Source organism: Mycobacterium sp. NGS22 (assembly GCF_059813095.1).
Genome location: NZ_JCALDY010000008.1, coordinates 124,189 through 148,343 on the forward strand (window position 1 = coordinate 124,189; position 24,155 = coordinate 148,343).

Below are 24,155 nucleotides of genomic sequence, written 5' to 3' on the forward strand. Positions count from 1 at the left end.
ACCGCTGTCATGAGCGTGGGACTGACCGCCGAGCAGCAGGAGCTCAGCAACGCTGTCGCTCAGTTCGCCGCGCGGCACGCCCCCGTCGCCGCGACCCGCGACAATCTCGATGCGCTGATGGTCGGCAAGGTGCCCGACTGGTGGGAAGCGTTGGTGGGCAACGGTTTCCATGCGGTCCATCTTCCCGAGGAGGTCGGCGGCCAGGGTGGCCGGCTGATCGACGTCGCGTGCGTACTCGAGGCGGCGGCCAAATCGCTGTTGGGTGGACCGTTGCTGGCGACGGTCGCCGCGGGTGCGGTCGCGGTGCTGGCCGAGTCGACGCCGGCGAGTGAAGCGTTGCTGCGCGAACTCGCCTCCGGCGCACCTGCCGCGGTGATCCTTCCCGACGCCGGCGACTTCCATGCCAACCTCGATGGCCAGCGATGGGTGATCGACGGCACCTCGGCGGTCACCGCGGGGCTCTGCTCGGCACGGCTGCTCCTGGTGTCGGCCCGAACCTCGGACGGGGACCTGGTGTGGGCGGTGATCGATACCGAAAGTCCCACCGCGGCAATAGAACCCGTCGACGAGGGCACCGACCTGGTCGCCGACGTGGGAATCCTGCGCCTGACCGAACACGGTGCGACCGAAGTGCTGAGCGGCATCGATGCCGAGCGCGCCGAATGCGTGGTGGTCGCGCTGGTCGCCGCCACGACAGCCGGCATCACGCAGTGGTGTGTAGACGCCGTGACCGCGCACCTGCGCATCCGGGAACAGTTCGGCAAGGTGATCGGCACCTTTCAGGCACTGCAGCACAGCGCGGCGATGCTGCTGGTCAACAGCGAGCTGGCCAGCGCCGCGGCCTGGGACGCGATCCGCGCCCTGGACGAACCCCTCGACCAGCACCGCATCGCCGCATCCGGTGCCGCCGTGATCGCGGTCTCGCCGGTGCCGGATCTGGTGCTCGATGCGCTGACCATGTTCGGCGCCATCGGCTTCACCTGGGAACACGATGTGCACCTGTACTGGCGGCGCGCGATCAGCCTGGCCGCATCGCTCGGGCCGGCAAACCGGTGGGCGCGGCGCCTGGGTAGGTTGACCTGCACGCAGCAGCGGGACATGTCGGTGGATCTGGGCGACGCCGACGCCGACTTCCGTGCGTCGGTAGCCGAAACCCTGGACGCCGCACTGCAATTGACCAACGACCAACCCGGACGCCAGGGCGACTACGACGACTTCAAGACTGGTCCGCAGCGCACCCTGATCGCCGAAGCCGGCCTGATCGCGCCACACTGGCCGGCGCCCTGGGGACTCGATGCCGGTCCGCTGCGCCAGCTCATCATCGACGACGAATTCGCCAAGCGACCAGACCTGGTCCGTCCCTCGCTCGGTATCGCCGAGTGGATCCTGCCCTCGGTGCTGCGCGCGGCGTCTGAGGATCTGCAGGACAAGCTGATTCCGCCGACACAACGTGGCGAGATCGCGTGGTGCCAGTTGTTCAGCGAGCCGGGGGCCGGATCCGATCTGGCCGCGCTGAGTACCCGTGCCACCAAGGTCGACGGCGGCTGGAAGATCAACGGGCACAAGATCTGGACGTCGGTGGCGCACCGGGCAGACTTCGGTGCGCTGTTGGCCCGGACCGATCCGGACGCCGCGAAGCACCGCGGCATCGGTTACTTCATTCTCGACATGCGCTCATCGGGTATCGAGATCCAACCGATCAAGACCGCAACCGGGGAAGCGCATTTCAACGAGGTGTTCCTGACCGACGTGTTCATCCCCGATGACATGTTGCTCGGTGACGCGGTCGGCGGCTGGAACCTGGCCATTGCCACCATGGCCGAAGAGCGTTCGGCCATCAGCGGATACGTGAAGTTCGACCGCGCCGCCGCGTTGCGCCGGCTCGCTTCGCAGGACGGACCGGACCGGGAGGATGCGCTGCGCGCGCTGGGCGAACTCGACGCGTACACCAACGCGATCAAGGCGCTGGGCGTGCGGGAAACCATCCGGTTGCTCGACGGCCAGGCGTCGGGACCGGCATCCAGCATCGCCAAGGTCGCGATGAACGTGTTGCTGCGCCGAACTTTTGCGGCCACGCTGCAGCTGACCGGACGGCTGGCCATGGTTGCCGACTCGGAACCGGCGATCGTCGAGCCCTATCTGCACCTACCCGCCGAGCTGATCGGCGGCGGCACCAGAGAGATCCAGCTGAACATCATCGCCCAGATGATTCTCGGATTGCCCCGTAAGTAAGGACACCGGATGGGATTACGCGGAGAAGCCGCCATCGTCGGATACGTCGAGCTGCCGCCCGAGCGACTGAACAAGGCCTCGCCGGCGCCGTTCGTCCTCGAGCAGTGGGCGGAGCTGGCCGCGGCCGCGCTCGACGACGCGGGCTTGACGGGTGACGTCGTCAACGGCATCGCGGCGTCGCATCTCGCCGAGTCGCAGATCTTCGTGCCGTCCACCATCGCCGAATACCTGGGTATCCCAGCACGATTCGCCGAGCTCGTGGATCTCGGCGGTGCCAGTGCCGCCGCCATGGTGTGGCGGGCGGCCGCGGCCATCGAGCTGGGGATCTGTGACGCGGTGCTGTGCGCGCTGCCGGCCCGCTACATCACGCCGTCGTCCAAGAAAAAACCCAGGCCGATGGTGGACGCGATGTTCTTCGGATCGTCGAGCAATCAATACGGTTCTCCGCAAGCCGAATTCGAGATCCCCTACGGCAACCTCGGCCAGAACGGGCCCTATGGTCAGGTGGCTCAGCGGTACGCCGCCGTCTACGGCTACGACGAGCGGGCGATGGCCAAGATCGTGGTCGACCAGCGGGTCAACGCCAACCACACCGACGGAGCGATCTGGAAGGACAAGCCGCTCACCGTCGACGACGTGCTCGCCAGCCCGGTCATCGCCGATCCGCTGCACATGCTGGAGATCGTGATGCCGTGCGTCGGTGGCGCCGCCGTGGTCGTCGCCAATGCCGACATCGCCAGGCGGACCCGGAACCGACCGGTGTGGATCAAGGGATTCGGTGAGAACGTACCGTTCAAGACGCCCACCTACGCCGAGGATCTGTTGCTGACGCCGATGACCGCGGCCGCCGACACCGCCTTCGGCATGACCGGTCTGGGCCGCGATCAGATGGACATGGTCTCGATTTACGACTGCTACACCATCACCGTGATGTTGTCCCTGGAGGACGCGGGGTTCTGCGAAAAGGGCAAGGGACTGGAGTTCGTCGCCGGTCACGACCTGACCTTCCGCGGGGACTTCCCGCTCAACACCGCCGGCGGTCAACTCGGTTTCGGGCAGGCCGGACTGGCCGGCGGCATGCACCACGTCTGCGACGCGACCCGCCAGATCATGGGCCGCGCGGGTGCCGCTCAGGTCGCCGACTGCAACCGGGCGTTCGTCTCCGGCAACGGCGGGATCCTGTCCGAACAGACCGCGCTGGTCCTCGAAGGCGATTGAGCAGCAGGAGAATTCATGGCCATCAGCTTCGACCGGCCGATGCCGGTCAAGACACCCACCACCGCGCCGTTCTGGGATGCGCTGGCCGAACACCGCGTGGTGATCCAGTACTCGCCGTCGTCGCAGGCCTTCGTGTTTTACCCGCGGGTGCGCGCCCCACGCACCCTGGCCGACGACCTGGAATGGCGCGAGATCTCCGGCATGGGGACGCTGTACTCGTTCACCGTCGCGCGCCGACCGGTCAGCCCGCACTTCGCTGACGCGGTGCCGCAACTGCTCGCCATCGTCGAATGGGACGAGGGCCCAAGGTTTTCCACCGAGATGGTGAACGTCGAGCCGGGTGACCTGGAGGTCGGGATGCGGGTGCGTCCGGTGTTCGTCGACTACCCCGAGCACGAGGTGACCATGCTGCGCTACGAACCCGCCGACTGAGTCCCCGTCGGCGAGGCGGGGCCAGCGGGGCCGACTATTAGTCACATCGGGGCTACCGGCCGATCACTGGTTGGCCTGCGGTTATGGTCGCCATGACGATTGACCCGTTGCACGTATCAGTGTCTACTAGTCCTTGAATCGGCCACCGTCGGGAAGCACGCCCATGAACAAAGACGATCTGATCCTGATCAGCGTCGACGACCACATCGCCGAGCCGGCAGACATGTTCGACGCGCACGTTCCCGCCAGGTACAAGGACCGCGCGCCCCGGGTGGTGATCGAACCGGACGGGATCCAGCAGTGGTACTACGGTGAGATCCGCGGACGCAACATGGGATTGAACGCCGTCGCCGGCAAACCCCGCGAGATGTACAACGTCGACGCGTCACGCTACGACGAGATGCGTCCGGGTTGCTTCAACGTCGACGAGCGGGTCCGCGACATGAACGCCGGTGGGCAACTGGCCGGTTTGAACTTCCCCAACTTCACCGGCTTCTCCGGACAGGTGCTCAACCAGGGACCCGACCGCGACGTGAACCTGGTCATGATCAAGGCCTACAACGACTGGCACGTCGACGAATGGTGCGCGGCATATCCGGGGCGATTCATCCCGTGCGGGATCCTGCCACTCTACGACGTCGCCGAAGCCGCCAACGAAGTGAAACGGCTGGCAGACAAGGGATGTCACGCGGTGACCTTCTCGGAGAACCCGGAAGCGTTGCAGATGCCCAGCATTCACACCAAGTACTGGTACCCGCTGTTCGAGGCGGTGTGCGAGAACAAGACGGTCCTGTGCACACATGTCGGTTCGGCGTCGCGGTCACCGATGGTCTCCCTGGACGCACCGGCCAGCGTGATGATGACGGCCTCGTCGATGATGAGCATGTTCACCTTCACCGAGCTCATCTGGGCCGAGTTCTGGTCGGACTTCCCGGACTTGAGATTCTCGCTCACCGAGGGCGACGTGGGCTGGATGCCGTACTTCGTCTGGCGCGCCGAGCACGTGTACAAACGCCATTCGGGTTGGACGCTGGCCAAATTCCCGCCCGGCTACGCCGGACCGGCCGACGTGTTCAAGCGGCACTTCTACACCTGCTTCATCAGCGACAAAGTCGGCGTACGAAACCTGGACTGGTTCAACGAGGACATGCTGTGCTGGGAGTCCGACTTTCCGCACTCCGACAGCAACTGGCCGTTCGCGCCGGAGGACGTCATCGAGACCATGGGTCACCTCGACGACTCCGTCGTCGACAAGATCACCCATGAAAACGCGATGGCCGCATACTCTTTCGACCCGTTCAAGTACATCCCCAAAGACCAGGCGCGGGCCGGCTACCTGCGCAGCCAGGCCGCCGACGTCGACGTGGTGACCCACGTCGGTCACGAAGCCAGCCAGCGTGACCGCGACGCGTGGACCCGGATGACACAGTTCGCCCTCCAGGCCCAAGGCGTGACGGCGCCGGTGACCGTGGAGGCCGCGGGGATCGCCGGTCGCGCGACCACCCTGGGCAACGGAGCGTGACCGCGGAGCCGCCGTTCACCGGGTGGCGGGTGCTGGAGTCCTCGAACGGCATCGCGGCCGCGTATGCCGCCAAGATGTTCGCCGACGCGGGAGCCGACGTCGTGAAAGTCGAGACACCGCCCGGTGATTCGCTGCGTAACTGGTCGGCGGGCGGCGGTCGCCCCGGCGCCCTGTTCGGCTACCTGGCCGCCGGCAAGAAATCAGTGACAGACCGTGATCCCGCCCTGTTGGCCGGAGCCGACATCGTATTCACCGACCTGACCGGCGGCTGGACGTTGGATGAGATTGCGGCGCAGACGAGTTCGTCCGCGGTAGTGGTAGCCGTGACACCGTTCGGGACGACCGGACCCTATGTCGACGACCAGGTACTGGCCAACGAGTTCATCCTGCAGGCGTTGTGCGGGTCGACGGCCGGGCGCGGCTGGCCCGGCGACGAACCGGTCCAGGCGGGCGGCCGACTGGGCGAGTGGCTGGCCGGCACCTGCGCCGCGGCGGTCGCGGCCGCCACGGCGCGACATGCCGCCCGGACCGGCCGCGGCGAGGTCGTCGACGTCTCGATTTTCGAGGCGATGGCGATCGCGATGGGCGGTCTCCCGGCCATGTCGGCGAGCGTGCTGGGCGCGGACTCGCTGCTGTTCGCCCGCAGCCTCGAGCTGCCGTCGATCGTCCCCACCGCCGACGGCATGGTCGGCTTCTGCACCATCACCGCACAGCAGTTCCAGGACTTCCTGGTGATGATCGAGCGCGACGACCTGATCGGAGATTCCGAGTTGGCGTCCTTCGACGGCCGGATCGCGCGGCGCGATGAATTCCTCGACATGGTCACCCGATGGACCAGCAGTCGCACCACCCAGGAGATCGTCGATCTGGCCGTGGCGTTCCGGATCCCGGTGGCGCCCATCGCGACTCCCGCCACCCTGCCGGCCGTCGACCACTTCGTGCAGCGCGGTGTCTTCGTCGAATCCGCCCTCGGCGTGCTGCAACCGCGGGTTCCGTACCGCGCTGACGCTTTCGCGACCAGAGCACCCGGACGTCCACCGGATCTGGGCGCCGACAACGGCAATGTGCACTGGCCGCCCAGGCCGACCCGGACCGTTACGGGCGATGCCGGCGCACTTCCGTTGTCCGACATCCGAGTCACCGACCTGACCGCGTTCTGGGCCGGTCCGGTCGCCACCCAGTTCCTCGGCAGTCTCGGGGCCGACGTGATCAAGGTCGAGGGGGTGCGCCGCCCCGACGGCATGCGATTCTCCGCCGGACGCCCGCCCAGCTGGGACCAGTGGTGGGAATGGGGCCCGGTGTTCCTGTGCAGCAACAACAACAAGCGCGCGATCAGCGTCGAACTCGGCACCGACGCCGGACGGGACGTGGCGCTCAATCTCATCGCCGCAACCGATCTCGTCATCGAGAACTTCTCACCCCGGGTGATGGCGAACTTCGGACTGGAATGGGATGCGGTGCAGGCCGCCAACCCGCGTGCGGTGATGGTGCGGATGCCGGCCTTCGGCCTCGACGGTCCGTGGCGCGACCGCGTCGGCTTCGCGCAGACCATGGAGCAGGCGACCGGGATGGCGTGGATGACCGGTCATACCGACGGGCCTCCGCTGATTCCGCGGGGCGTGTGCGACCCGATCGCGGGGTTGCATGCGGCGTTCGCGGCGGTGGCGGCGTTGGTGGTCCGCGATCGGGACAGCGTCGGTGTGCATGTCGAATCGACCATGGTCGAGGCGGCACTGAACGTGGCCGCCGAGATGGTGGTGGAGTTTTCGCGAAACCGAATCGAATTGCGGCGTCAGGGCAATCGCGGGCCGGGAGCCGCCCCGCAGGGGGTGTACCGCTGCCAGGGTGACGACCAGTGGGTTGCGCTCGCCGCCGTGGACGACGCCGGTCGCGGGTCGCTGGGGCGTCTGATCGGTCGGCCCGAGCTGGGTCCGGGCGAAGCCGAATGGCGGGAACATGCCGACGAACTCGACAAGCTGATCACGGATTGGGCGGTGCGGCACACCGTGTCCGACGCGGTGCGCGCACTGCGATCGCACGGCGTGGCCGCGGCGCCGCTCACCGCGTCGGCCGGATTGCTCGGTGACCCGCACCTGCTCGCCCGCGGCTTCTGGGAGCGGGTCGAGCACCCCGTCGCGGGGTCATTCCTGTGCACCGGTATGCCATTCGCCTTCGTCGGCAAGACGCGGCGCTGGATCCGCCGCGTCGCACCACTGTACAGCCAGCACACCGACGAGGTACTCAGCGACGTATTGGGTTGGCAGGCAGAAGATCTCGCGGTCCTGTCCGAGTCCGGTGTCACCGCGTCCCGCCCGGCGGGACTGTGACGTGGCTGTCACGCTGTGTGTACCGCCCCGCTCCGGTGAGCTGTGTGCGCCGGTGCGGTTCCTACTGCGTCAGGACTCGGTGGTGATGGAACTGACCGCACGGCACCGCATCACGGGGGTCGAGTGGGACGAAGCGGAGCAGGCAGTGGCGATGGTCGTCGAGATCACCGATCCACAGACCGCGCGGCCGGTCGACGTGCGGATCGACGTCGTGGAACACGGCGCACCGACCGTCGACGCGCGTGCGACGACGATCGGCGTCATCAACCGGAACGGATGCGAATACGACGTCCTGGGAAGGTATCTCGGCGTGGTAGCGGACGAAAACTGAAGTGGAGGCGGGTTGAGTGCGACCAAGCGCACGGCGGCCATCGTCGGCGTGTACAACACCGCGCAGGGCCGCCGGCTGGACGGCGCGACCTCACGCGGCTTGGCCATCGAAGCCATCCAGGGAGCACTGCGCGACGCCGGCCTGAGTCTCGACGATGTGGACGGGATCAGCGCGAGCCCGATGTCCACCTCGTTGATCTACGACTTGCGCATCGGACCGGCTTGGCAGGGAATGGGTTTCGGTGTCGGCATGATCACCGAGGCGGCCACCGCGATCGAACACGGTATGGCCGACGTAGTGGTGCTCGTGGCCGCGCAGGCCGGTGAATACCGCGACCACGAGGCCACCGCACCCTGGACGCGCCCGGAAAACGAATTCGTGGCGCCGTGGGGCATGTTCACCACCGCCGAGTTCGCGCTCATCGCGAGACGGCACATGCACGTCTACGGCACCACCCGCGAGCAGCTGTCGATCGTCGCGGCCACCATCCGTAACAACGGGTCGCGCAACCCCGAAGCCGTTTACTATCAACGCGGTCCGTTCACCCCGCCCGACATCACCGCATCCCGGCCGATCGCCGACCCGTTCCATCTGCTCGACTGCGCCACCACCTCCGAGGGTGGCTGCGCGCTGGTGCTGGCCAACTTGGAATCGACCGAGACGACGACCCGGCCGATCTACATCCTGGGCAGCGGCGCGGACTTTCACGGCCCGTCGTATCAACATCCACCCGCCTGGGACCTGAAGGGGCGCCGCAGCGATCACGTGAACGGTGTGGTGGGCCGGCACGCCGCCGATCGCGCCTTCGCCCACGCCGGGTTGCGGCGCGACGACGTCGACGTGCTGGAACTCTACGACCCCTTCTCGTTCGAAATCATCCGCCAATTGGAGGCTTTCGGTTTCTGCGGCGAGGGCGAGGGCGGACCCTTCGTCGCCGACGGTCACATCGCGATCGACGGCAGTCACCCGATCACCACCGACGGAGGAACCATGTCGTTCAGCCACGCCGGCGCCAACCCGCAGATGATGCAGCGGGCCGTACGGGCGGTGCAGCAACTCCGGGGCCAGGCGGGCGAGCTGCAGGTACCCGACGCTCATATTGCGTTGTGCAGCAACGGAGGAGCGGGAGCTCTGTTCACTACGGTGCTGCTGCTGGGGGACGAGCCGCGATGAAGCTACGACCGCAGGCCGGGCCGGTACCACACGCCAGCAGTCACCTGAGCATCCCGTTCTGGGAAGGATGCCGATCCCACCAATTGCTCTATCAGCGTTGCGGCGGATGCGGACAAGCCAATTTCCCGCCGACCGAGCATTGCCGCCAATGTCTTTCGGCGCAGCTGAGTTGGACGCCAAGTGCCGGTGAGGGTGAGATCTACAGCTGGACCGTCGTGCACCGACCGGTCACCGCGGAGTTCGAACCGCCCTATGCGCCGGCGATCGTCACCCTGGACGAGGGTTATCAGCTGCTGACCAACATCGTGGGCGTGGACGCCGATGCGCTCGAGATCGGCATGCGGGTGCGGGTGCAGTTCCATCCTGTCGATTCCGACGTCACGCTGCCGTACTTCACCGGGGCGCCGTGAGCCCGGCCCGGACCGTCGCCGGACTGCCGATCACCGCCTATCTGGTGTTGGGGGTGCTGGCCGCGAACGACGAGCAACTCACCGCCGGCGAGATCAAGATGCGCGCCGAGCTCTCCGTCGGCCACTTCTACTGGTCACCCTCGGTCAGTCACGTGCGCCGCGAACTCAACAGGCTGCTGGAACGCGGCATGGTCGACGAGGTCGAGGCCCGGTCCGGGAAGCGGTCCATCACCCTCTACGGCACCACCGACGCCGGACGGGATGCGTTGCGGCGCTGGGTGCAGCACTTCCCGGGCCAGGACCAGGTCGTCATCAAACATCCCGTGATCCTGCGGACGTGGCTCGCCCGCGGCGAGGACCCCGAACGTGTCGTCGACACTCTGGTTCGGCACCTCGAGGCCACCAGAGCCCGGCTGGACGAGGCGTTGTGGTCGAGGCAACGGTCGCGCGAGCTCGGCATCACCGACGACCCCGAGCAGCGTTACTCCTTCGCGGTCTTGGACTACGCGATCCGAGGCCTGTACTCGGAACTGTCCAATATCGCGCAGCTACGCGACGAAATCGCCACCGGCACAACGCGAGATCCGGTCAAACGGGTACGGCGAACCAAGGGACAGATCCGTCGACGCCGGGATTAGGCGCCCAGCATGACCAGACCGCCATCCACTGCCAGCAGCTGCCCGGTGATGAAGGCCGAGCCGGGCCCGGCAAGAAACACCAGGACCGGTCCGAGGTCACGGTCGGGATCGCCCAGCGCCCCGCCGAGCGGAATCCTGGTCTGGAGTTGCTGATCGATCAGGGCGCCGGCTTCGGGACCGAGAAAGTCTCGCAGGCGATCGGCGCCGGGTGTCTGCACCGCCGGCGCCAGGGCGTTGACGGTGACCCGGTCGGCGGCCCAGGCTTGCGCCGCCGAACGTGTCCACGCCTGCACCGCGCCCTTCGTCGCGGCGTAGACGGCCGAGATCGGGCTGCCCATAACGGCTTCCGAGGAGCCGAAGTTGATGATGCGACCGCCGCTACCCTTCATCACCGCGTACGCCGCCTGATTGGTCAGCATTGTCGCCTTGACGTTGGTGTCCAACAGAAACGAGATCTGTTCGGCGTCGATGTATCCGGGGATTCCGGGCTGCCACAGTCCCGCGGCGTTCACCAAAACGTCGAGACCGCCCAGCTTTTCGGCCACTTGATGCACCGTTGCCGAGACGGCGTCGGCGTCGCGTACGTCGCACTGCAACCAGGTCGCCGCCAGCTCTTCGGGTGGCGGCGTCTGGTGGTACGTCGCAGCAACCTGTGCGCCGGCATCGGTGAGTGCGGCGACCGCGGCCGCGCCGATACCTGTGGCCGCGCCTGTCACCAGGATCCGTCGGCCCGTCAGCGGCGCCATGTTGTCTGACATGACGGCCAGGCTAGTACCTGGATTTGACGATGGCGTCGGTGCCGTCTTGGTCGTTGGCCCAGCGGGCGGCTGTGGGCGCGAGGGCCTGCAGGGTGAGCCGTTTCTCCGCGTCTTCGGTGTGAAGCCTTGACTTTGGTTGTGAAGGGAGGGCTTTCGGGGTGAACGGAGGGCGGGAACTTCGGTCATATCCCACCCAGGGCGCACACTGAAAGCCCGGGATTCACGCTGAAAGCCCAGAGTTCACACCCGAAAGCCCAGGGATTCACACCCGAAAGCCCTGGCTCGCCCGGACGTGGCGACTAGGCGGGTACGGCGACCGAGGACACCAGCGCGGCAAGCCGCTGGGGTTGGTCGACCATGCAAAAGGTGCGCGCCCCCTCGATGACTTCCAGCCGCGCATTCGGAATGGTCGCAGCCAGGCGGCGGGCGTCCTCGAGCTCGAACAGGGTGTCGTCACCCGACCACGCGATCAGAGTCGGTTTGTCGAATTCGGGCAACCGGGCGGCGACGCCGGTGGTGACGTCGGTACGCAACGACAGCGTGAGTTGGCGAAGGTCTTCCGCGATCGCCGGATCGGCCAGTGCCGGACGTACCCAGATCTGCGTGAAATCGTCAATGTCGTTGTGCGCCAATCCTTCATAAGCCCGCCGCCGGGCGGCGGGGGCGCGCATCGTCTGCATCGCCGTGCGGAACAACGACTTCGACTTGGCCGCCAGGATCACCGGCTTCAGGATTGGCGGCGGAAAGTGTTCGAACGCGTCGCAACTGGTGAGCACCAGCGCACCGATGCGATCGGGATGGTGCACCGCAACCAGCTGAGCGACCACACCACCGGTGTCGTTGCCGACCAGGACCACGTCGTCGAGGCCGAGCGCGTCGATCGTGTCGGCGACGATTTTGGCGACGCCGGTGATGGTGGCGTCGGTGGCCGGTCGCAGCGGTTGCGGGTGCGCCCCGAGTGGCCAGGTGGGCGCGATGCAGCGCAGACCGTGCTCGGCGAGAAGCACGCTGACGTGGCGCCACAGTTGGCCGCCCATCAGGTATCCGTGCACGAATACGACCGGCCTGCCGTCCTCGGGTCCGGTTGCTTCGTAGTGGATGGTTCCGGCGTTAATGTCGATCGTCGGCATCAGGACTCCTACTAGAGATAAGCTTACAAACAGTCTGTCTGTTCGTAAATTACCAACAGGTTGTATGGAAATCAAGAGACGCACCCAGGAGGAACGCTCCGCGGCAACCCGCGAGGCGTTGATCTCGGCTGCCCGCAAGTTGTGGGGATCGCGCGGTTACTCGGAGGTGGGTACGCCGGAGATCGCCACCCAGGCCGGCGTCACCCGCGGCGCGATGTATCACCAATTCACCGACAAGGCAGCGCTTTTCCGCGATGTGGTCGAGGCGGTCGAGCAGGATGTGATGGCTCGGCTGGGCACCCTGGTCGCCTCATCGGGAGCGACGACGCCCGCCGACATGATTCGTGCCGCGATCGACGCATGGCTGGAGGTGTCGGGGGATCCCGAAGTGCGCCAACTGATCCTGCTGGACGCGCCCGCCGTCCTCGGGTGGTCCGGCTTCCGCGACGTCGCCCAGCGCTACAGCCTGGGCATGACCGAGCAGATGATCACCGCTGCCATCGAGGCGGGTCAGCTGGACCGGTTGCCGGTCCGCCCCCTGGCGACCGTCTTGATCGGCGCGCTCGACGAGGCGGCCATGGCGGTCGCGACCGCCGACGATCAACCGCGAGCCCGTGCGGAGGTCGGGCAGGTGCTGCGCCGGCTGGTGGACGGGATGCTCAAGGACTGACGTCGGGTAGCGCGATACCCATGCCAATCGCATTCGCCTGTCTGATACTGAACGCTCGGGCGCGAGAAAGGACAGCGCATGACGCGGTTTCGTGTAGGTGTCGGCGACGGGATCGTGGCCGCCCGTCCGACGGCGGAGATGTTCAACCGAGGCAACTATCTCGGTGCGGTCGCCAATCGCGTCGACTCATTCTGGGTGCCTGATCACCTCAATCAACTGTTCCCCCGCGCGTTGTGGCAGCAGAAGTATTGTGGTGCAACAAAATTCATACCGAAAATCGATGCCGCCATGGAGCCGTGGACTATGCTCGGGCATCTCGCCGCGCGCAATCGGGTCGGGCGTCTGCGTCTCGGTGTGGCTGTAACAGACACAGGGCGGCGCAACCCGGCCGTGACTGCACAGGCCGCTGCCACGCTGCACCTGCTCACTCGCGGCAGGGCGATCTTGGGTATCGGTCCCGGCGAGCGAGAAGGCAACGAACCCTACGGCGTGGACTGGTCCACACCGGTGGCGCGGTTCGAAGAAGCGATGGCCACCATCCGCGCTTTGTGGGATTCCGGCGGCGAACTCGTCAACCGGGACTCTCCCTACTTTCCGCTCCGTAACGCCATTTTCGATTTGCCGCCGTATCGGGGGGAGTGGCCGCAGATTTGGATCGGCGCCCACGGCCCGCGCATGCTGCGTGCCACCGGACGGTATGGAGACGCCTACTTTCCCAGCTTCTGGCACCCTCTCGGAGGAGTACTCACAGCGCCTGGACCTCGTGCGGTCAGCGGCGTCCGACGCCGGCCGCGACCCGATGGCCATTCTTCCGGCCATGCAGATGTTCGTCATCACCGGCCGCACCCGCGATGACGTCGACGAAGCGTTCGACTCAGAATTGGTTCGGGCGTTTGGGCTCAACTGCTCAGACGCAGTTTTCACCCGCCACGGTGCCCAGCATCCCCTCGGTGCAGGTTTCAGCGGTGCGCAGGATTTCCTTCCGCACGACATGAACGAGGAAACCGCGTTGTCGCACGTCGCGGGCGTCCCACCGGCTGTGGTGCGAGAGGTCCTGCTCAACGGAACACCCGATGACGTGATCGATCAGGTCGCGCACTGGCGGGACTGCGGTGTCCACTACATGGTGTTGATCAACCTCAGCTTCTTGCAGCGGAGTCTGCGCAAAGGGTTGGCATCGGTAGTGCCGTTCAACGCCATCGTCCGAGGGGTCAGGAAGTTGTGATGGCGCAATCACCGAGGCTGAAATTCTGCAGCAGAAGTGCGAGTGCGAGTCCGTAAGAGTCACTTCACCGTCGCGATCGTCCGGCGGGACAGCTCGGTGGCGATGTCGCACGGATTGGGAAACGGCTTCTTGACGAACTGGACCGACCACTCGAAGAAGTCGTCACCGAATTGGATGGCGACGTCGCACAACCGGGTGCCGATCCGGTCGCTGGCCATCGCGATATAACCGCTGTGCCCGTCGACGGTGATGTCGCTGACGGTGGAGCGGGTGAGGTCCTCGTTCTTGCGCTCACGGCCGATGGGACTGCCGCGAAACCAGCTGAAGGAGAACCACGGGCCGTCGATGCTGCCGCGCACCAGCCACTGGCAACCCATCGGGTTGCGTGCGGTGACGACGAGCCCGGCTGTGTTGGTCAGTTCTGCGATGGTCTGGTCGCTCACGCCGCCGCACTCCGGGAACGACGGGCCGTGGTTTGCCGCTCGGGTGGTGTGCTTGGGCGAGGTCGACGGACGGTCCGCGGGTGCGTGCGAGCCACCCTGGCAGGCGGCCAGCGGAGATATCAAGACCAACAGTGCCCATGCGCTCACCCGATACCGGGGCTTTCGCTGCGCAACGGGCACCCGTCCATCATCGCCGATGACACCGCACAAAGACGTCGGCGGTGAGGGTGCGCAGATGTACAGGGACACGCCGGCGCGGCCGCCATTCTGCGCAAGCGCACGGCGCGCCGAGGCGAGCGGCCCTTCGGGGGATTATCGTTGTGCCGCAGCACCTTTGACGGACGGCTACGGCGTCTTGAGAAAGACGTCGTTGAAGGTGACGGTGCGCAGTTTGCGTTCCCGGATGATGGCGACCAACTGCGGGTAGACGTGGGTGACCGGCAGGTGGTTGAGGTGCCCGATCACGATCGACTGGGGAGTGAAGTACTGGTCGGCCATCTTCACGATGTATTCCTCGGTGATCAGCGTCGAATCCGACAGCGAACCCGACCACAAAACCGGCACGTTGTATCCGAGGTCGGCGGCCACCGCGTCGACGACGGCGTTGTGCTTGGCGTACGGGGGCCGCCAGTACGGTTTGGCGCCTACGCCGTACGTCTTCTTGAGGAAGTCGTCGTTGCGGGAGAGCTGCTTGGCGATCTCGCCCTTGGAGATCGTGGTGCAGTCGGGATGCGACCAGGTGTGGTTGCCCAGCTCGATCTGGCCGGATTCGACCAGCGGCCGCAGCAAGGCCAGATTCTCGGTCCACGAGTCGTAGATCCCGTTGACGAAGAACGTCAGCCGGATGCCGGTGTCCTTGGCGAACTGCGTGTAGGCGCGCACGACCTCGGAGTTGGTGCCGTCGTCAACCGTCAGCGCGAGCAGGTCACCGCTGCCGGGGAGTTGGCTGAGCACGCCACCGCCGGGCAGTTGGATGCGGGCGCTGGGAGGGGGCGGCGGCAGCAGGCCCGCGGTCGGACCGGCAGGCGGCACGACCTCGGCGGCCGCCGGCGTCTGGGCGAACGTCCGCGGCTGCGGATCGACCATGCACCGGGCCAGGCCCACGCTGGCGATGGTTGAGGCGGCCAGTGACCCCAGGAAACGGCGGCGGTTCAGCTCAGACATCGCGGGATCCGGGCGCGCCCGAAAGGGGGCTGCTACCTGCGTTGACCAGCGACGACACCACAGCAGCGAACCGTACCACGACCCGCGCGGCCAATCCGCGAGGAACGCCGGTGGTGATCCGACTGTTGTCGCAATCACACGGCCGACGCCTACGCTGGAAAACGCCCTCGCGGCCGAGGGCCGTCGTAGCAGGAAGGACACCCGATGACCGTCACCGTTGTCGACGCAGGACCCCGGCGAGTCAGTCGGTCGGTCGAGGTGGCCGCCCCGGCTGCCGAACTCTTCGAGATGGCCGCCGATCCCCGGCGCCACAGCGAACTCGACGGATCGGGCACCGTTCGCGACAACGTCAAGGCGCCTGCCAATCTGGTCGAGGGTTCCAAATTCTCGACCAACATGAAGATGCTGGGATTGCCCTACCGCATCACCAGCACCGTGACCGTCCTACAACCGGACAAGGTGGTCGAATGGCGCCATCCGCTGGGTCACCGGTGGCGCTGGGAATTCGAGGCGCTTTCGCCGACGCTCACCCGGGTCACCGAGACCTTCGACTATCACGACGCCGGAACCGTCAAGAACACGCTGAAGTACTACGAGCGGCTGGGCTTCGCCAAGAACAACGCGAGCGGCATCGAGGCCACGCTCACCAGATTGCGCGACCGGTACGCCTAGTTCCGCGGTGCTGTCGAAAGTTCACTCCCCGAAGCCCGGCGGAGCGGGCACGGGAGCCGGTCCCGCCACCCCCACCCGGCTGGCCGCGAAGGCTGCACCCTGATCGATCGCCGCCGCGTCATTGGCGTAGGAGTTGTGCGCGGCGAAGTTCATTCCCTCCGAGCACACCGGGTCGTCGGTGGCGCAGATCTTCAGGGTTTTCGCCTGGTAGAGCGGACCGATCGCAACCTGCGGCTGACCCAGGAACTCCATGGCCCGCGTGTTCGGTGTGCCGAACAGCACCACCGCGGAGACGTGCTCGGCCACGGCAGGATCCAGCGGTTTGGGAACGGTGGCCGGGTCTACTCCGTCGGGCACCCGGGCCGACGTGACGAAGCCCATGACTGCCGCGCCCTGGGAGAAGCCCGAGAGCACCATTTTGGTCTTCGGGCAGGCCCCGGCCATCGAATTCACGTGGGCGCCGGCGTCCCTGATGCCGTCGATGCCGGTTGCCCACTCCTCGCTGGCCGGGTAGTTGACCGAGTACACGTTCAACGATTGCGCGCCGATACGCGGCCGCAGCGCGTCGACGAACGCGTCACCCGTCGCCCCCAGCCCTTCCTCGCCGGTACCCCTGGCGTACACCACTTCCACGTCGGGACATGGCTCGGCGAACGCAGCCGGCATGGAGGACGTCATCACAGCAGAACTCACCCCTGCGGCAACAGTTGCCGCGGACCCAAGAATGCGCAAAATCATGCATCTATCTTGCCCGCCTGAACACGTCCCAAACCAGTGCGGTCCAGCCACGCCGAGAATTTTCTAAGACTCGTCAGGCCTATCAGCTGAGGAAGCGAACAAACTCCCCCTGAGCAGGCGCTTCACCGCGTCCAGGGTGGCGTCGTACTGCTGCGGCGCCAGTCTGGCCGCTTGCTCCGACAAACCGCGGGTGAGCGCGCAGATGGCTTCCGCAGCCGCGGTCACACTGGTGCCCGAAGGCAGCACGCCCTGGTTTCGGGCGTCCTCGACGATCTCGGTGACGACGTCGCGCAGCGCTTTGGATCCCGGGTATGCCGGGGCTTCGCGGCGCGACTCCACCAGGCCTTGCGCGCGCGTGGCACGCAGGAACCCGGCCAATGACGGATAGTCGCGCATCAACTGCTTGGACTCGTCGAGCACCGCCTCGAGTCGCTCGACGACGTCGTCGGATCCGGCGGCGGCCGCGCGTAACCGTGGCAAGACGATCTGCTCGATCTCCTCGGCGGTGGCTCTGAGCAGCTCGCTCTTGTTCGGGAAATAGTGATACAGGCTGCCGCTGGTCATCTCGGCAGCCCGCGCGATCTCGCGGATCGAGGCCTGCGAATAACCCACCTCGGCGACACATCGAATGGTCGCGTCGATGATTCTGCGGCGAGTTTGCGTACCAACCGCTCCAACCGGCCGCCCGAGCTGCGACGAGCCGACCGTCATGCCGGGTACCTCCGCGAAGACCGGAATCAATTGATCGATCGAATATATTCGACCCGTGACTCGCCCACAGTTGGGACGTCCCGTCGGCGCGACCGGTGCGCAGACGCGGCAGCGGATCATCCTGGCGACGATGAAGTGCGTCGCCGAGGTGGGCTACGCGCGAGCGACGATCCGCGAAATCGCCCGGATGGCGAATGTCACGAGCGCCAGCCTGTACAACTACTTCCCGACCAAGTCCGAGTTGATCAAGGCCACCATCGCGACGAGATCCGACACCGCCATGCCACGGTTGCGGGAGGCCGCCGACGGACCGATCGGCATCGTCGAACGCGTCGCAGCAGTGCTCGACGAATGTGGTCAACTCCTCCGCGAGTACCCCGACCTTGCCGCGTTCGAGTGGGCGATCCAGGCCGAGAACCTCGGCACCTACGGCGAGCGCGACGTCACACCCGACGACGGGCATCCCCGTTTCGAATCGGTGCGCGAACTCCTGGCCGACATAGTCGAGGACGCACGGCGAGACGTCGAACTCGGTTCGGATCCCGACTCGCAGGCCGTCTTGGAGGCGGTCTACGCCTTGATCTACGGACTGACCGAACTGGCGGCGACCCTGCAGCCCGCGGAGTTCCAGGAGGCACTCGGCGCCTCGAAGGTGTTGGTGACCGGGGCGCTGTTGGGAACCGCATAATCGTCGGGGACCTTGATGCGATCAAGTGATTGATTATAGAGTCGGCGCACGACGAGTGGGACCGAGACATTGACCGAGACTGTCGGCTGCGCATTCGATGTCGACGCGCTGCGCCAGAAGTATGCCCAGGAACGCGCCAAGCGGCTGCGGCCTGACGGAATCGCGCAATACGTCGAAATCGCGGGTGAATTCGCGTGTTTCGGGCAGGACCCGTGGGCAGACCAGACCTTTGCCCGCGAACCGCTCAGCGACGAAGTCGACGTGGCGATCGTCGGTGCGGGCTTCGGTGGCCTGCTGACCGCGGTGCGACTCCGTGAGCTCGGCGTGCAAAGCATCCGGCTGATCGACCGGGCAGCCGACGTCGGCGGCACCTGGTACTGGAATCGCTATCCGGGGATCGCCTGCGACGTCGAGTCCTACGTGTACGTCCCGCTGTTGGAGGAACTCGGCTATATCCCCGAACACAAGTACGCCGGCGGGGCGGAGATCTTTGCGCACTGCCAACGTATAGCTCGGCACTACGATCTGTACCGCAACGCGTGCTTGCAGACCGATGTTCGCGAAATCCGTTGGGAGACCGAGACTTCCCGGTGGGTCGTCATGACCGACCGCGGTGACGAGATGCGCGCGAAGTTTGTCTGCATGGCCAACGGGTATCAGGCCAAGCCCAAACTGCCTGGCATTGCGGGGATTTCGGCGTTCGGCGGCCGCATGTTCCATACCAGCCGGTGGGACTACGGTTACACCGGCGAGAACCTCGAGAATCTGGCCGACAAGCGGGTCGGCATCATCGGCACCGGAGCCACCGCCGTGCAGTGTGTGCCGCACCTGGCCGCGGCGGCTCAGCAGCTGTTCGTCTTCCAGCGCACCCCGTCTTCGGTGGACGTGCGTGCCAACGGACCCACCGATCCGCAGTGGGCCAACGCATTACAGCCGGGGTGGCAGCGTGAACGTATCGAGAACTTTCAGGTCCTCACCGCCGGCGGACAGGCGGAGCGGGACCTGGTTGCCGACGCCTGGACCAGCATCACCCGCAAACTTCCGGTCATGCGCCACGACAGCGACGGGACGGTAAGCCCCGAGCAACGCACCCGCGACATCGAAATGGCGGACTTCGCCAAGATGGAGGAGATCCGGGCGCGGGTGGCTGGCATCGTGACCGATCCGGCGACGGCCGAAGCGCTCAAGCCCTGGTACGGTTACTTCTGCAAACGGCCCTGCTTTCACGACGACTATCTGCAGACGTTCAACCTGGACAACGTGGCGTTGGTCGACACCCGAGGCCTGGGCGTGCACGCGATCACCGAGACGGGCGTAGTTGTCGACGGGACGACCTACGAGCTCGATTGTTTGATCTTTGCAACGGGTTTCGAGGTGGGCACCGACTACTGCCGCCGGACGGGGTTCGAACTGGTCGGCCGCGACGGGGTGACGCTGACCCAGCGGTGGCGTGACGGCGTGCGCACCTTCCAGGGCTTGTGCACCAACGGTTTTCCGAATTGCTTCATCGAAAGCATTGCCCAGGCAGGGTTGACCGTGAACTTTCCCTATCTGCTCGACGTGCAGGCGACGCACGCCGCGTGGATCATCGCATGGGCCTTGCAACGGGGTGTATGCGAAGTCGAGGCGTCGCTTGCCGCGGAAGCCGAGTGGGTCCAGACCGTGGTGGCGCGCTCGGAGGCTACCGCGGAGCGCTCCAGGACCTGCACGCCCGGCTACTACAACCGAGAGGGCAAAGCGGACGCCAAGACCCGGCAGGGCAGCTTCTTCTTCGGTGGACCCACCGAGTACGCCGACACCCTTGCGGCTTGGCGTACTGACGGGGATCTCGCGGGTTTCGAACTGTGCCGGGATCGTTCATGAGGCCGCAGTATGCCGTGGGCCGACTGCGCGCCGCGACCCGGCGTCGGCACCCGCCCAAGGTGGCGATCATCGGCGCCGGGTTCGGCGGCCTGGGCACCGCGGTCGCGCTTCGGCGCCGGGGCATCGACGACCTGGTGATCATCGACGGGGCCGACGGAGTCGGCGGCACGTGGCGGCGCAACACCTATCCGGGTGCCGCCTGCGACATCCAGAGTCACCTCTACTCATTTTCGTTCGCGCCCAACAAGTCCTGGAGTCGCACCTATGCCCGGCAACCGGAGATCCTGGCCTATCTGGAGTCGGTGACCGACGAGTTCGATCTGCGTCGCCATCTGATGCTGGATACCTCGGTGCGCTCCGCGCGATGGAACCCCGACACCTGGCGATGGGACCTGCACCTCGACGATTGCGACCAGACCCTGTCCGTCGACGTCGTCGTCTGCGCCGTCGGACTGTTCGGTGCGCTCAAACTTCCGGCGATCGCGGGCCTCGGGGATTTCGGGGGAACCGTGATGCACACCGCCCAGTGGGATCATGGCGTCGACCTGGCCGGCAAGAAAGTGGCGGTGATCGGGACTGGTGCGAGTGGCGTGCAGGTCGTTCCCGAACTGGCCAAGATCACCGCAGGTCTCACGGTGTTTCAACGGACCCCGCCCTGGATGGTGCCCAAAGAGGACCGGCCTTACACCGCAGACGAATTGGCGCGCTTCCGGCGCAATCCACTGGCCGCCCGTCGGGTGCGATGGCAGATCTGGAAGTTCCAGCACGACAACACCGCGACCATGGCCGACGATCCGGTCGTGGCGGGCAGGGCGCGGTTCGCGACGTCGTTTCTGGAGCGCAGCGTGACCGACGCGGAACTGCGCCGATCCCTGACGCCGTCGTATCCCTTCCGGTGCAAACGTGTGCTGCTCGGCGACGACTTCTACCGAACGCTGCAGCGAGACGACGTCGAGCTGGTGACCGAACCGATCGAGCGGGTGACCCGGAAGTCGATCGTCACCGCCGACGGCAGGGCGGTGGAGGTCGACGCGATCGTTCTGGCCACCGGATTCGAGACGTCGCAATATCTTTCGGGTATCGAGGTCGTCGGCGCGGCCGGCCGGCGGCTGCACGAACGGTGGGGCGCCGACCCCAGCGCGTATCTCGGTACCGCCGTCGCGGGGTTCCCGAACTTCTTCATGCTCTACGGTCCCAACACCAATCAGGGCGGAAACTCGATCGTCTACATTCTCGAAGCCGGAGCGCGGTTGGTGGCCAGCGCCGTGTCTCGGCTGGCCCGTCGCGGTGGCTATATCGACGTTCGACCGGAGGCCGAAGAGCGTTTCAACTATCGGTTGTCGGCGGACCTGGACCGCACCATCTGGACGCAGTGCGACAGCTACTTCCGTTCGCCGTCCGGACGCATTGTGACCCAGTGGCCCTATACCGAACTGGACTACGCGCGCCGCACGTGGCGGGTGCGACCGCGCGACTGGGTGCACCGGACCGGGGTTCCGAATTGCCGCACGGACCACCCCGCGGCCCCGCTTAAGCTATCAATTGATTGATTTTCCGGAGAAAGCCCCTCGGCTGCGCCGTATCTGTGCATATGATCAATCGATTGATTAGTTCTACTGCCCGGAGGAATAGCAATGTCGTACCTGCTAGCGGCCCCGGAAATGTTGTCGTCCGCGGTGACCGAGTTGTCCGCGATAGGTTCTGCGGTCAGCGCAGCCAATGCCGCGGCAGCGCTGCCGACGACCGGTATAGCGGCCGCCGCGGCAGATGAAGTGTCTGCCGCCGTCGCTGCGCTGTTCGCCGGCAACGCCCGCGACTATCAAGCGTTGAGCGCGCAGATAGCGGAATTCCACCAGCGGTTCGTGCAGCTGCTGGGCTCGGGGTCCGCGGCCTACTCCGCCGCGGAGGCGGCCAACGCCAACCCGTTGCTGGACCTGATCAATGCGCCTACCCAGACCCTGCTCGGACGCCCGTTGATTGGAAATGGTGTGGACGGGGTGGCAGGCACCGGGCAGGACGGTGGCCCGGGCGGATTGTTGTACGGCGACGGCGGTGACGGCGGATCCGGTGCGCCGGGCAGGGCCGGGGGCAGGGGTGGTGATGCCGGACTGATCGGAAACGGTGGCGCCGGCGGGCGGGGCGGCCCGGGCATCGGTGGCGAGGCTGGGGCGCCCGGAGGTCGCGGCGGCGCCGGCGGATGGTTGCTCGGCAATGACGGGGCCGACGGCGCCATGGGCGCCAGGACCGCCAACCCCGGCGGGCCGACCGACCCCGGCGGGCCGACCGACCCCGGCGGGCCGACCGACCCGTCGCCGCCGAATGTCGTCGACGCGGCCCGCGACGGCGACGTCGTCGCTTCCAACGGCGGGACCGTCACCGACGGCAACCTCACCGAAATCTCCGGCATCGACGCGGGGATCAACAACCCGGATGTGTATTGGGTGCACAACGATTCGGGCGACTCGGCGCGCATCTTCGCGATCGACGCCGAGACGGGGCAGACGTTGGCGACCTATGAGCTCAGTGGCGCGACAGCCAACGACTGGGAGGATATCGAGGTCGCCAGAGGACCGGACGGCAAGTCCTACATTTATGTCGGTGATATCGGCGACAACGGCCAATCCCGCAGCAGCATAACCGTTTATCGAGTACCCGAGCCGATCGTCACCGGCACCGCCGCCAATCCGACCACCGGCCGACTCACTGGAGTGGAGCAGGTCCGGCTGGTCTACCCAGACGGTGCGCGACTGAACTCGGAGGCGTTGGCCGTCGACCCGGTCAACCACAATCTGATGCTCATCGAGAAAACCGACGCCGATGTCGCCCGTGTCTATTCGACGCCGGATAGTGGGTGGAGCAACGCGGGCAGCAGCAGTGCCAGCAGAACGCTGACACAGGTTGCCACCCTTGATCTTTCGGACGCCAACGAGCAACTCGTCACCAGCGCCGACTTCTCCGCCGACGGTTCGCAGTTGGCCGTGCGGACCTATGACGACGTGCTGCTGTGGAACCGCGCTCCCGGCACCAGCTCGTGGTCGCCGTTCAGTCAGCAGCCAGTGGAAGGCCCCGTCATCGACGAGACCCAAGGCGAGGCGATCGCGTTCCATCCGGACGGTCGGGGATACGTGACGGTCAGCGAGTATGCCAACCAGAGACTGCACGAGTACAACGTGCGCTGACGCGGCCACCGGCCCCAGAACTAACTAGTACGCGCCGCCAACCGTCACGTCGGCGTTCCGCGAACTCTGGGCCGGCCCGAAGATGCACCAGTACGGTTGGGAGCATTGGGCGTCGAACAGAACGGGTGACGAGCCGACATCGCTCACCTGCTGTATGCGGACGGGGACCGTCTTCGTCGATGCTCCTGTGACCGTCACCGAGTACTGCACCCAGGTCTTGTTGTAGGTGCACTTGCCGAAGGGACTTCCGCCCTGGTCCACCACGAAACCGTCTTTCGTGGGGTTCGTGGCGCAGGTCTCGCCGGTCACTTCTACGTTCGTGATCCGTGGTTGGTCGTGCCGATCCGCCCCGCCACCGCCTGAGCCGGGCACTTTCCAGTGCAGCTGTATGGAGAAGTCCGCAAGGGCGGGCGCAGGACAGCCGATGGCCGATGCGCCCAGGGTCGACAGGCATACCAGAGTTGTCATCACCGCGCGGCGGCTCATCAAGCCCCTTCCAGCGTTGCCGGTCAAATTTACTCAGCATAAATAAGGCACCCGAACGATGCGTCAACTGCGCATATTTAAGCTCACCCTGATTCTCAGCACTCCCGCACCGTCATCCGGTCGTTAGCATCGTCAAAGCTTTTGG

The 24,155-nt window shown here is 66.1% G+C and carries 22 protein-coding genes and 1 pseudogene; 16 read left to right on the forward strand and 7 right to left on the reverse strand.

The features are described from left to right. Nucleotides 1–9 precede the first annotated feature (9 nt). From AC5Y47_RS10035 to AC5Y47_RS10075, 9 genes are all read left to right on the forward strand, one after another. A complete protein-coding gene (locus AC5Y47_RS10035) occupies nt 10–2,232 on the forward strand; it encodes an acyl-CoA dehydrogenase family protein (RefSeq protein WP_499943802.1) in 2,223 nt (740 codons plus the stop codon). A 9-nt stretch (nt 2,233–2,241) separates the two neighbouring features. Further along, a complete protein-coding gene (locus tag AC5Y47_RS10040; protein WP_499943803.1) occupies nt 2,242–3,450 on the forward strand; it encodes a thiolase family protein in 1,209 nt (402 codons plus the stop codon). A 15-nt stretch (nt 3,451–3,465) separates the two neighbouring features. After that, the gene (locus AC5Y47_RS10045; RefSeq protein WP_499943804.1) at nt 3,466–3,882 is read left to right on the forward strand and encodes a Zn-ribbon domain-containing OB-fold protein; all 417 of its coding nucleotides are present in this window, start codon (nt 3,466–3,468) and stop codon (nt 3,880–3,882) included. A gap of 163 nt (nt 3,883–4,045) precedes the next feature. After that, nucleotides 4,046–5,404, forward strand: coding sequence for an amidohydrolase family protein (locus AC5Y47_RS10050; RefSeq protein ID WP_499943805.1), 1,359 nt, complete (start codon nt 4,046–4,048; stop codon nt 5,402–5,404). Next, the gene (locus AC5Y47_RS10055; RefSeq protein ID WP_499943806.1) at nt 5,401–7,731 is read left to right on the forward strand and encodes a CaiB/BaiF CoA-transferase family protein; all 2,331 of its coding nucleotides are present in this window, start codon (nt 5,401–5,403) and stop codon (nt 7,729–7,731) included. Before AC5Y47_RS10050 ends, AC5Y47_RS10055 begins: the two co-directional genes overlap by 4 nt. Nucleotide 7,732: 1 nt before the next feature. Beyond that, a complete protein-coding gene (locus AC5Y47_RS10060) occupies nt 7,733–8,062 on the forward strand; it encodes a hypothetical protein (RefSeq protein ID WP_499943807.1) in 330 nt (109 codons plus the stop codon). A 12-nt stretch (nt 8,063–8,074) separates the two neighbouring features. After that, nucleotides 8,075–9,235, forward strand: a complete 1,161-nt coding sequence (locus tag AC5Y47_RS10065; protein ID WP_499943808.1) for a thiolase family protein — start codon at nt 8,075–8,077, stop codon at nt 9,233–9,235. Then, on the forward strand, nt 9,232–9,645 hold the full coding sequence (locus AC5Y47_RS10070) for a Zn-ribbon domain-containing OB-fold protein (protein ID WP_499943809.1): 414 nt from the start codon (nt 9,232–9,234) through the stop codon (nt 9,643–9,645). Before AC5Y47_RS10065 ends, AC5Y47_RS10070 begins: the two co-directional genes overlap by 4 nt. Then, nucleotides 9,642–10,283, forward strand: a complete 642-nt coding sequence (locus AC5Y47_RS10075) for a PadR family transcriptional regulator (protein WP_499943810.1) — start codon at nt 9,642–9,644, stop codon at nt 10,281–10,283. Before AC5Y47_RS10070 ends, AC5Y47_RS10075 begins: the two co-directional genes overlap by 4 nt. On the opposite strand, the gene AC5Y47_RS10080 is transcribed toward AC5Y47_RS10075, so the two are convergent. Continuing rightward, the gene (locus AC5Y47_RS10080; protein WP_499943811.1) at nt 10,280–11,041 is read right to left on the reverse strand and encodes an SDR family NAD(P)-dependent oxidoreductase; all 762 of its coding nucleotides are present in this window, start codon (nt 11,039–11,041) and stop codon (nt 10,280–10,282) included. The genes AC5Y47_RS10075 and AC5Y47_RS10080 overlap by 4 nt on opposite strands. A 299-nt stretch (nt 11,042–11,340) precedes the next feature. Next, complete coding sequence (locus AC5Y47_RS10085) at nt 11,341–12,171, reverse strand: alpha/beta fold hydrolase (RefSeq protein ID WP_499943812.1); 831 nt, start codon at nt 12,169–12,171, stop codon at nt 11,341–11,343. A 64-nt stretch (nt 12,172–12,235) separates the two neighbouring features. Between AC5Y47_RS10085 and AC5Y47_RS10090 the strand changes: the two genes are divergently transcribed. After that, nucleotides 12,236–12,841, forward strand: a complete 606-nt coding sequence (locus AC5Y47_RS10090) for a TetR/AcrR family transcriptional regulator (protein ID WP_499943813.1) — start codon at nt 12,236–12,238, stop codon at nt 12,839–12,841. Between the two features lie 78 nt (nt 12,842–12,919). Continuing rightward, a pseudogene (locus AC5Y47_RS10095) lies at nt 12,920–14,066 on the forward strand (LLM class flavin-dependent oxidoreductase). A gap of 59 nt (nt 14,067–14,125) precedes the next feature. Here AC5Y47_RS10095 and AC5Y47_RS10100 read toward each other — a convergent pair. Both AC5Y47_RS10100 and AC5Y47_RS10105 read right to left on the reverse strand, forming a co-directional pair. Next, nucleotides 14,126–14,689, reverse strand: coding sequence for a DUF3558 domain-containing protein (locus AC5Y47_RS10100; RefSeq protein ID WP_499943814.1), 564 nt, complete (start codon nt 14,687–14,689; stop codon nt 14,126–14,128). 165 nt (nt 14,690–14,854) lie between these two features. Next, nucleotides 14,855–15,664, reverse strand: coding sequence for a polysaccharide deacetylase family protein (locus AC5Y47_RS10105; RefSeq protein ID WP_499943914.1), 810 nt, complete (start codon nt 15,662–15,664; stop codon nt 14,855–14,857). A gap of 213 nt (nt 15,665–15,877) precedes the next feature. On the opposite strand from AC5Y47_RS10105, the gene AC5Y47_RS10110 reads away from it, so the two are divergent. After that, the gene (locus AC5Y47_RS10110; RefSeq protein WP_499943815.1) at nt 15,878–16,345 is read left to right on the forward strand and encodes an SRPBCC family protein; all 468 of its coding nucleotides are present in this window, start codon (nt 15,878–15,880) and stop codon (nt 16,343–16,345) included. 21 nt (nt 16,346–16,366) lie between these two features. Here the strand turns inward: AC5Y47_RS10110 and AC5Y47_RS10115 are convergent, their stop codons facing one another. Continuing rightward, the gene (locus tag AC5Y47_RS10115) at nt 16,367–17,083 is read right to left on the reverse strand and encodes a cutinase family protein (RefSeq protein WP_499943816.1); all 717 of its coding nucleotides are present in this window, start codon (nt 17,081–17,083) and stop codon (nt 16,367–16,369) included. 63 nt (nt 17,084–17,146) lie between these two features. Beyond that, a complete protein-coding gene (locus tag AC5Y47_RS10120) occupies nt 17,147–17,794 on the reverse strand; it encodes a TetR/AcrR family transcriptional regulator (RefSeq protein WP_499943817.1) in 648 nt (215 codons plus the stop codon). Nucleotides 17,795–17,849: 55 nt separating this feature from the next. Between AC5Y47_RS10120 and AC5Y47_RS10125 the strand changes: the two genes are divergently transcribed. The 4 genes from AC5Y47_RS10125 to AC5Y47_RS10140 all read left to right on the forward strand — a co-directional run bounded on the left by AC5Y47_RS10125 (nt 17,850) and on the right by AC5Y47_RS10140 (nt 23,524). Further along, entirely contained in the window at nt 17,850–18,482 is a 633-nt protein-coding gene (locus AC5Y47_RS10125; RefSeq protein ID WP_499943818.1) for a TetR/AcrR family transcriptional regulator, read from the forward strand. 69 nt (nt 18,483–18,551) lie between these two features. Next, the gene (locus tag AC5Y47_RS10130; RefSeq protein ID WP_499943819.1) at nt 18,552–20,345 is read left to right on the forward strand and encodes a flavin-containing monooxygenase; all 1,794 of its coding nucleotides are present in this window, start codon (nt 18,552–18,554) and stop codon (nt 20,343–20,345) included. Then, nucleotides 20,342–21,895 carry a flavin-containing monooxygenase gene (locus AC5Y47_RS10135; protein WP_499943820.1) on the forward strand — a complete coding sequence of 518 codons (1,554 nt, stop codon included), beginning with the start codon at nt 20,342–20,344 and terminating at the stop codon, nt 21,893–21,895. The genes AC5Y47_RS10130 and AC5Y47_RS10135 overlap by 4 nt, the downstream gene beginning before the upstream one ends. Nucleotides 21,896–21,979: 84 nt before the next feature. Next, complete coding sequence (locus AC5Y47_RS10140) at nt 21,980–23,524, forward strand: PE domain-containing protein (RefSeq protein WP_499943821.1); 1,545 nt, start codon at nt 21,980–21,982, stop codon at nt 23,522–23,524. A gap of 24 nt (nt 23,525–23,548) precedes the next feature. Here the strand turns inward: AC5Y47_RS10140 and AC5Y47_RS10145 are convergent, their stop codons facing one another. After that, nucleotides 23,549–24,037: a hypothetical protein gene (locus AC5Y47_RS10145; protein WP_499943822.1), complete on the reverse strand. Its 489-nt coding sequence runs from the start codon at nt 24,035–24,037 to the stop codon at nt 23,549–23,551. Nucleotides 24,038–24,155 lie beyond the last annotated feature (118 nt).

Excerpts from the sequence above, each read along its gene's own strand:
- AC5Y47_RS10035 (WP_499943802.1), top strand. The coding sequence starts at position 10 with ATGAGCGTGGGACTGACCGCCGAGCAGCAGGAGCTCAGCAACGCTGTC.
- AC5Y47_RS10040 (WP_499943803.1), top strand. The coding sequence starts at position 2,242 with ATGGGATTACGCGGAGAAGCCGCCATCGTCGGATACGTCGAGCTGCCG.
- AC5Y47_RS10045 (WP_499943804.1), top strand. The coding sequence starts at position 3,466 with ATGGCCATCAGCTTCGACCGGCCGATGCCGGTCAAGACACCCACCACC.
- AC5Y47_RS10050 (WP_499943805.1), top strand. The coding sequence starts at position 4,046 with ATGAACAAAGACGATCTGATCCTGATCAGCGTCGACGACCACATCGCC.
- AC5Y47_RS10070 (WP_499943809.1), top strand. The coding sequence starts at position 9,232 with ATGAAGCTACGACCGCAGGCCGGGCCGGTACCACACGCCAGCAGTCAC.
- AC5Y47_RS10080 (WP_499943811.1), bottom strand. The coding sequence starts at position 11,041 with ATGTCAGACAACATGGCGCCGCTGACGGGCCGACGGATCCTGGTGACA.
- AC5Y47_RS10085 (WP_499943812.1), bottom strand. The coding sequence starts at position 12,171 with ATGCCGACGATCGACATTAACGCCGGAACCATCCACTACGAAGCAACC.
- AC5Y47_RS10090 (WP_499943813.1), top strand. The coding sequence starts at position 12,236 with ATGGAAATCAAGAGACGCACCCAGGAGGAACGCTCCGCGGCAACCCGC.
- AC5Y47_RS10110 (WP_499943815.1), top strand. The coding sequence starts at position 15,878 with ATGACCGTCACCGTTGTCGACGCAGGACCCCGGCGAGTCAGTCGGTCG.
- AC5Y47_RS10115 (WP_499943816.1), bottom strand. The coding sequence starts at position 17,083 with ATGATTTTGCGCATTCTTGGGTCCGCGGCAACTGTTGCCGCAGGGGTG.
- AC5Y47_RS10120 (WP_499943817.1), bottom strand. The coding sequence starts at position 17,794 with ATGACGGTCGGCTCGTCGCAGCTCGGGCGGCCGGTTGGAGCGGTTGGT.
- AC5Y47_RS10135 (WP_499943820.1), top strand. The coding sequence starts at position 20,342 with ATGAGGCCGCAGTATGCCGTGGGCCGACTGCGCGCCGCGACCCGGCGT.
- AC5Y47_RS10140 (WP_499943821.1), top strand. The coding sequence starts at position 21,980 with ATGTCGTACCTGCTAGCGGCCCCGGAAATGTTGTCGTCCGCGGTGACC.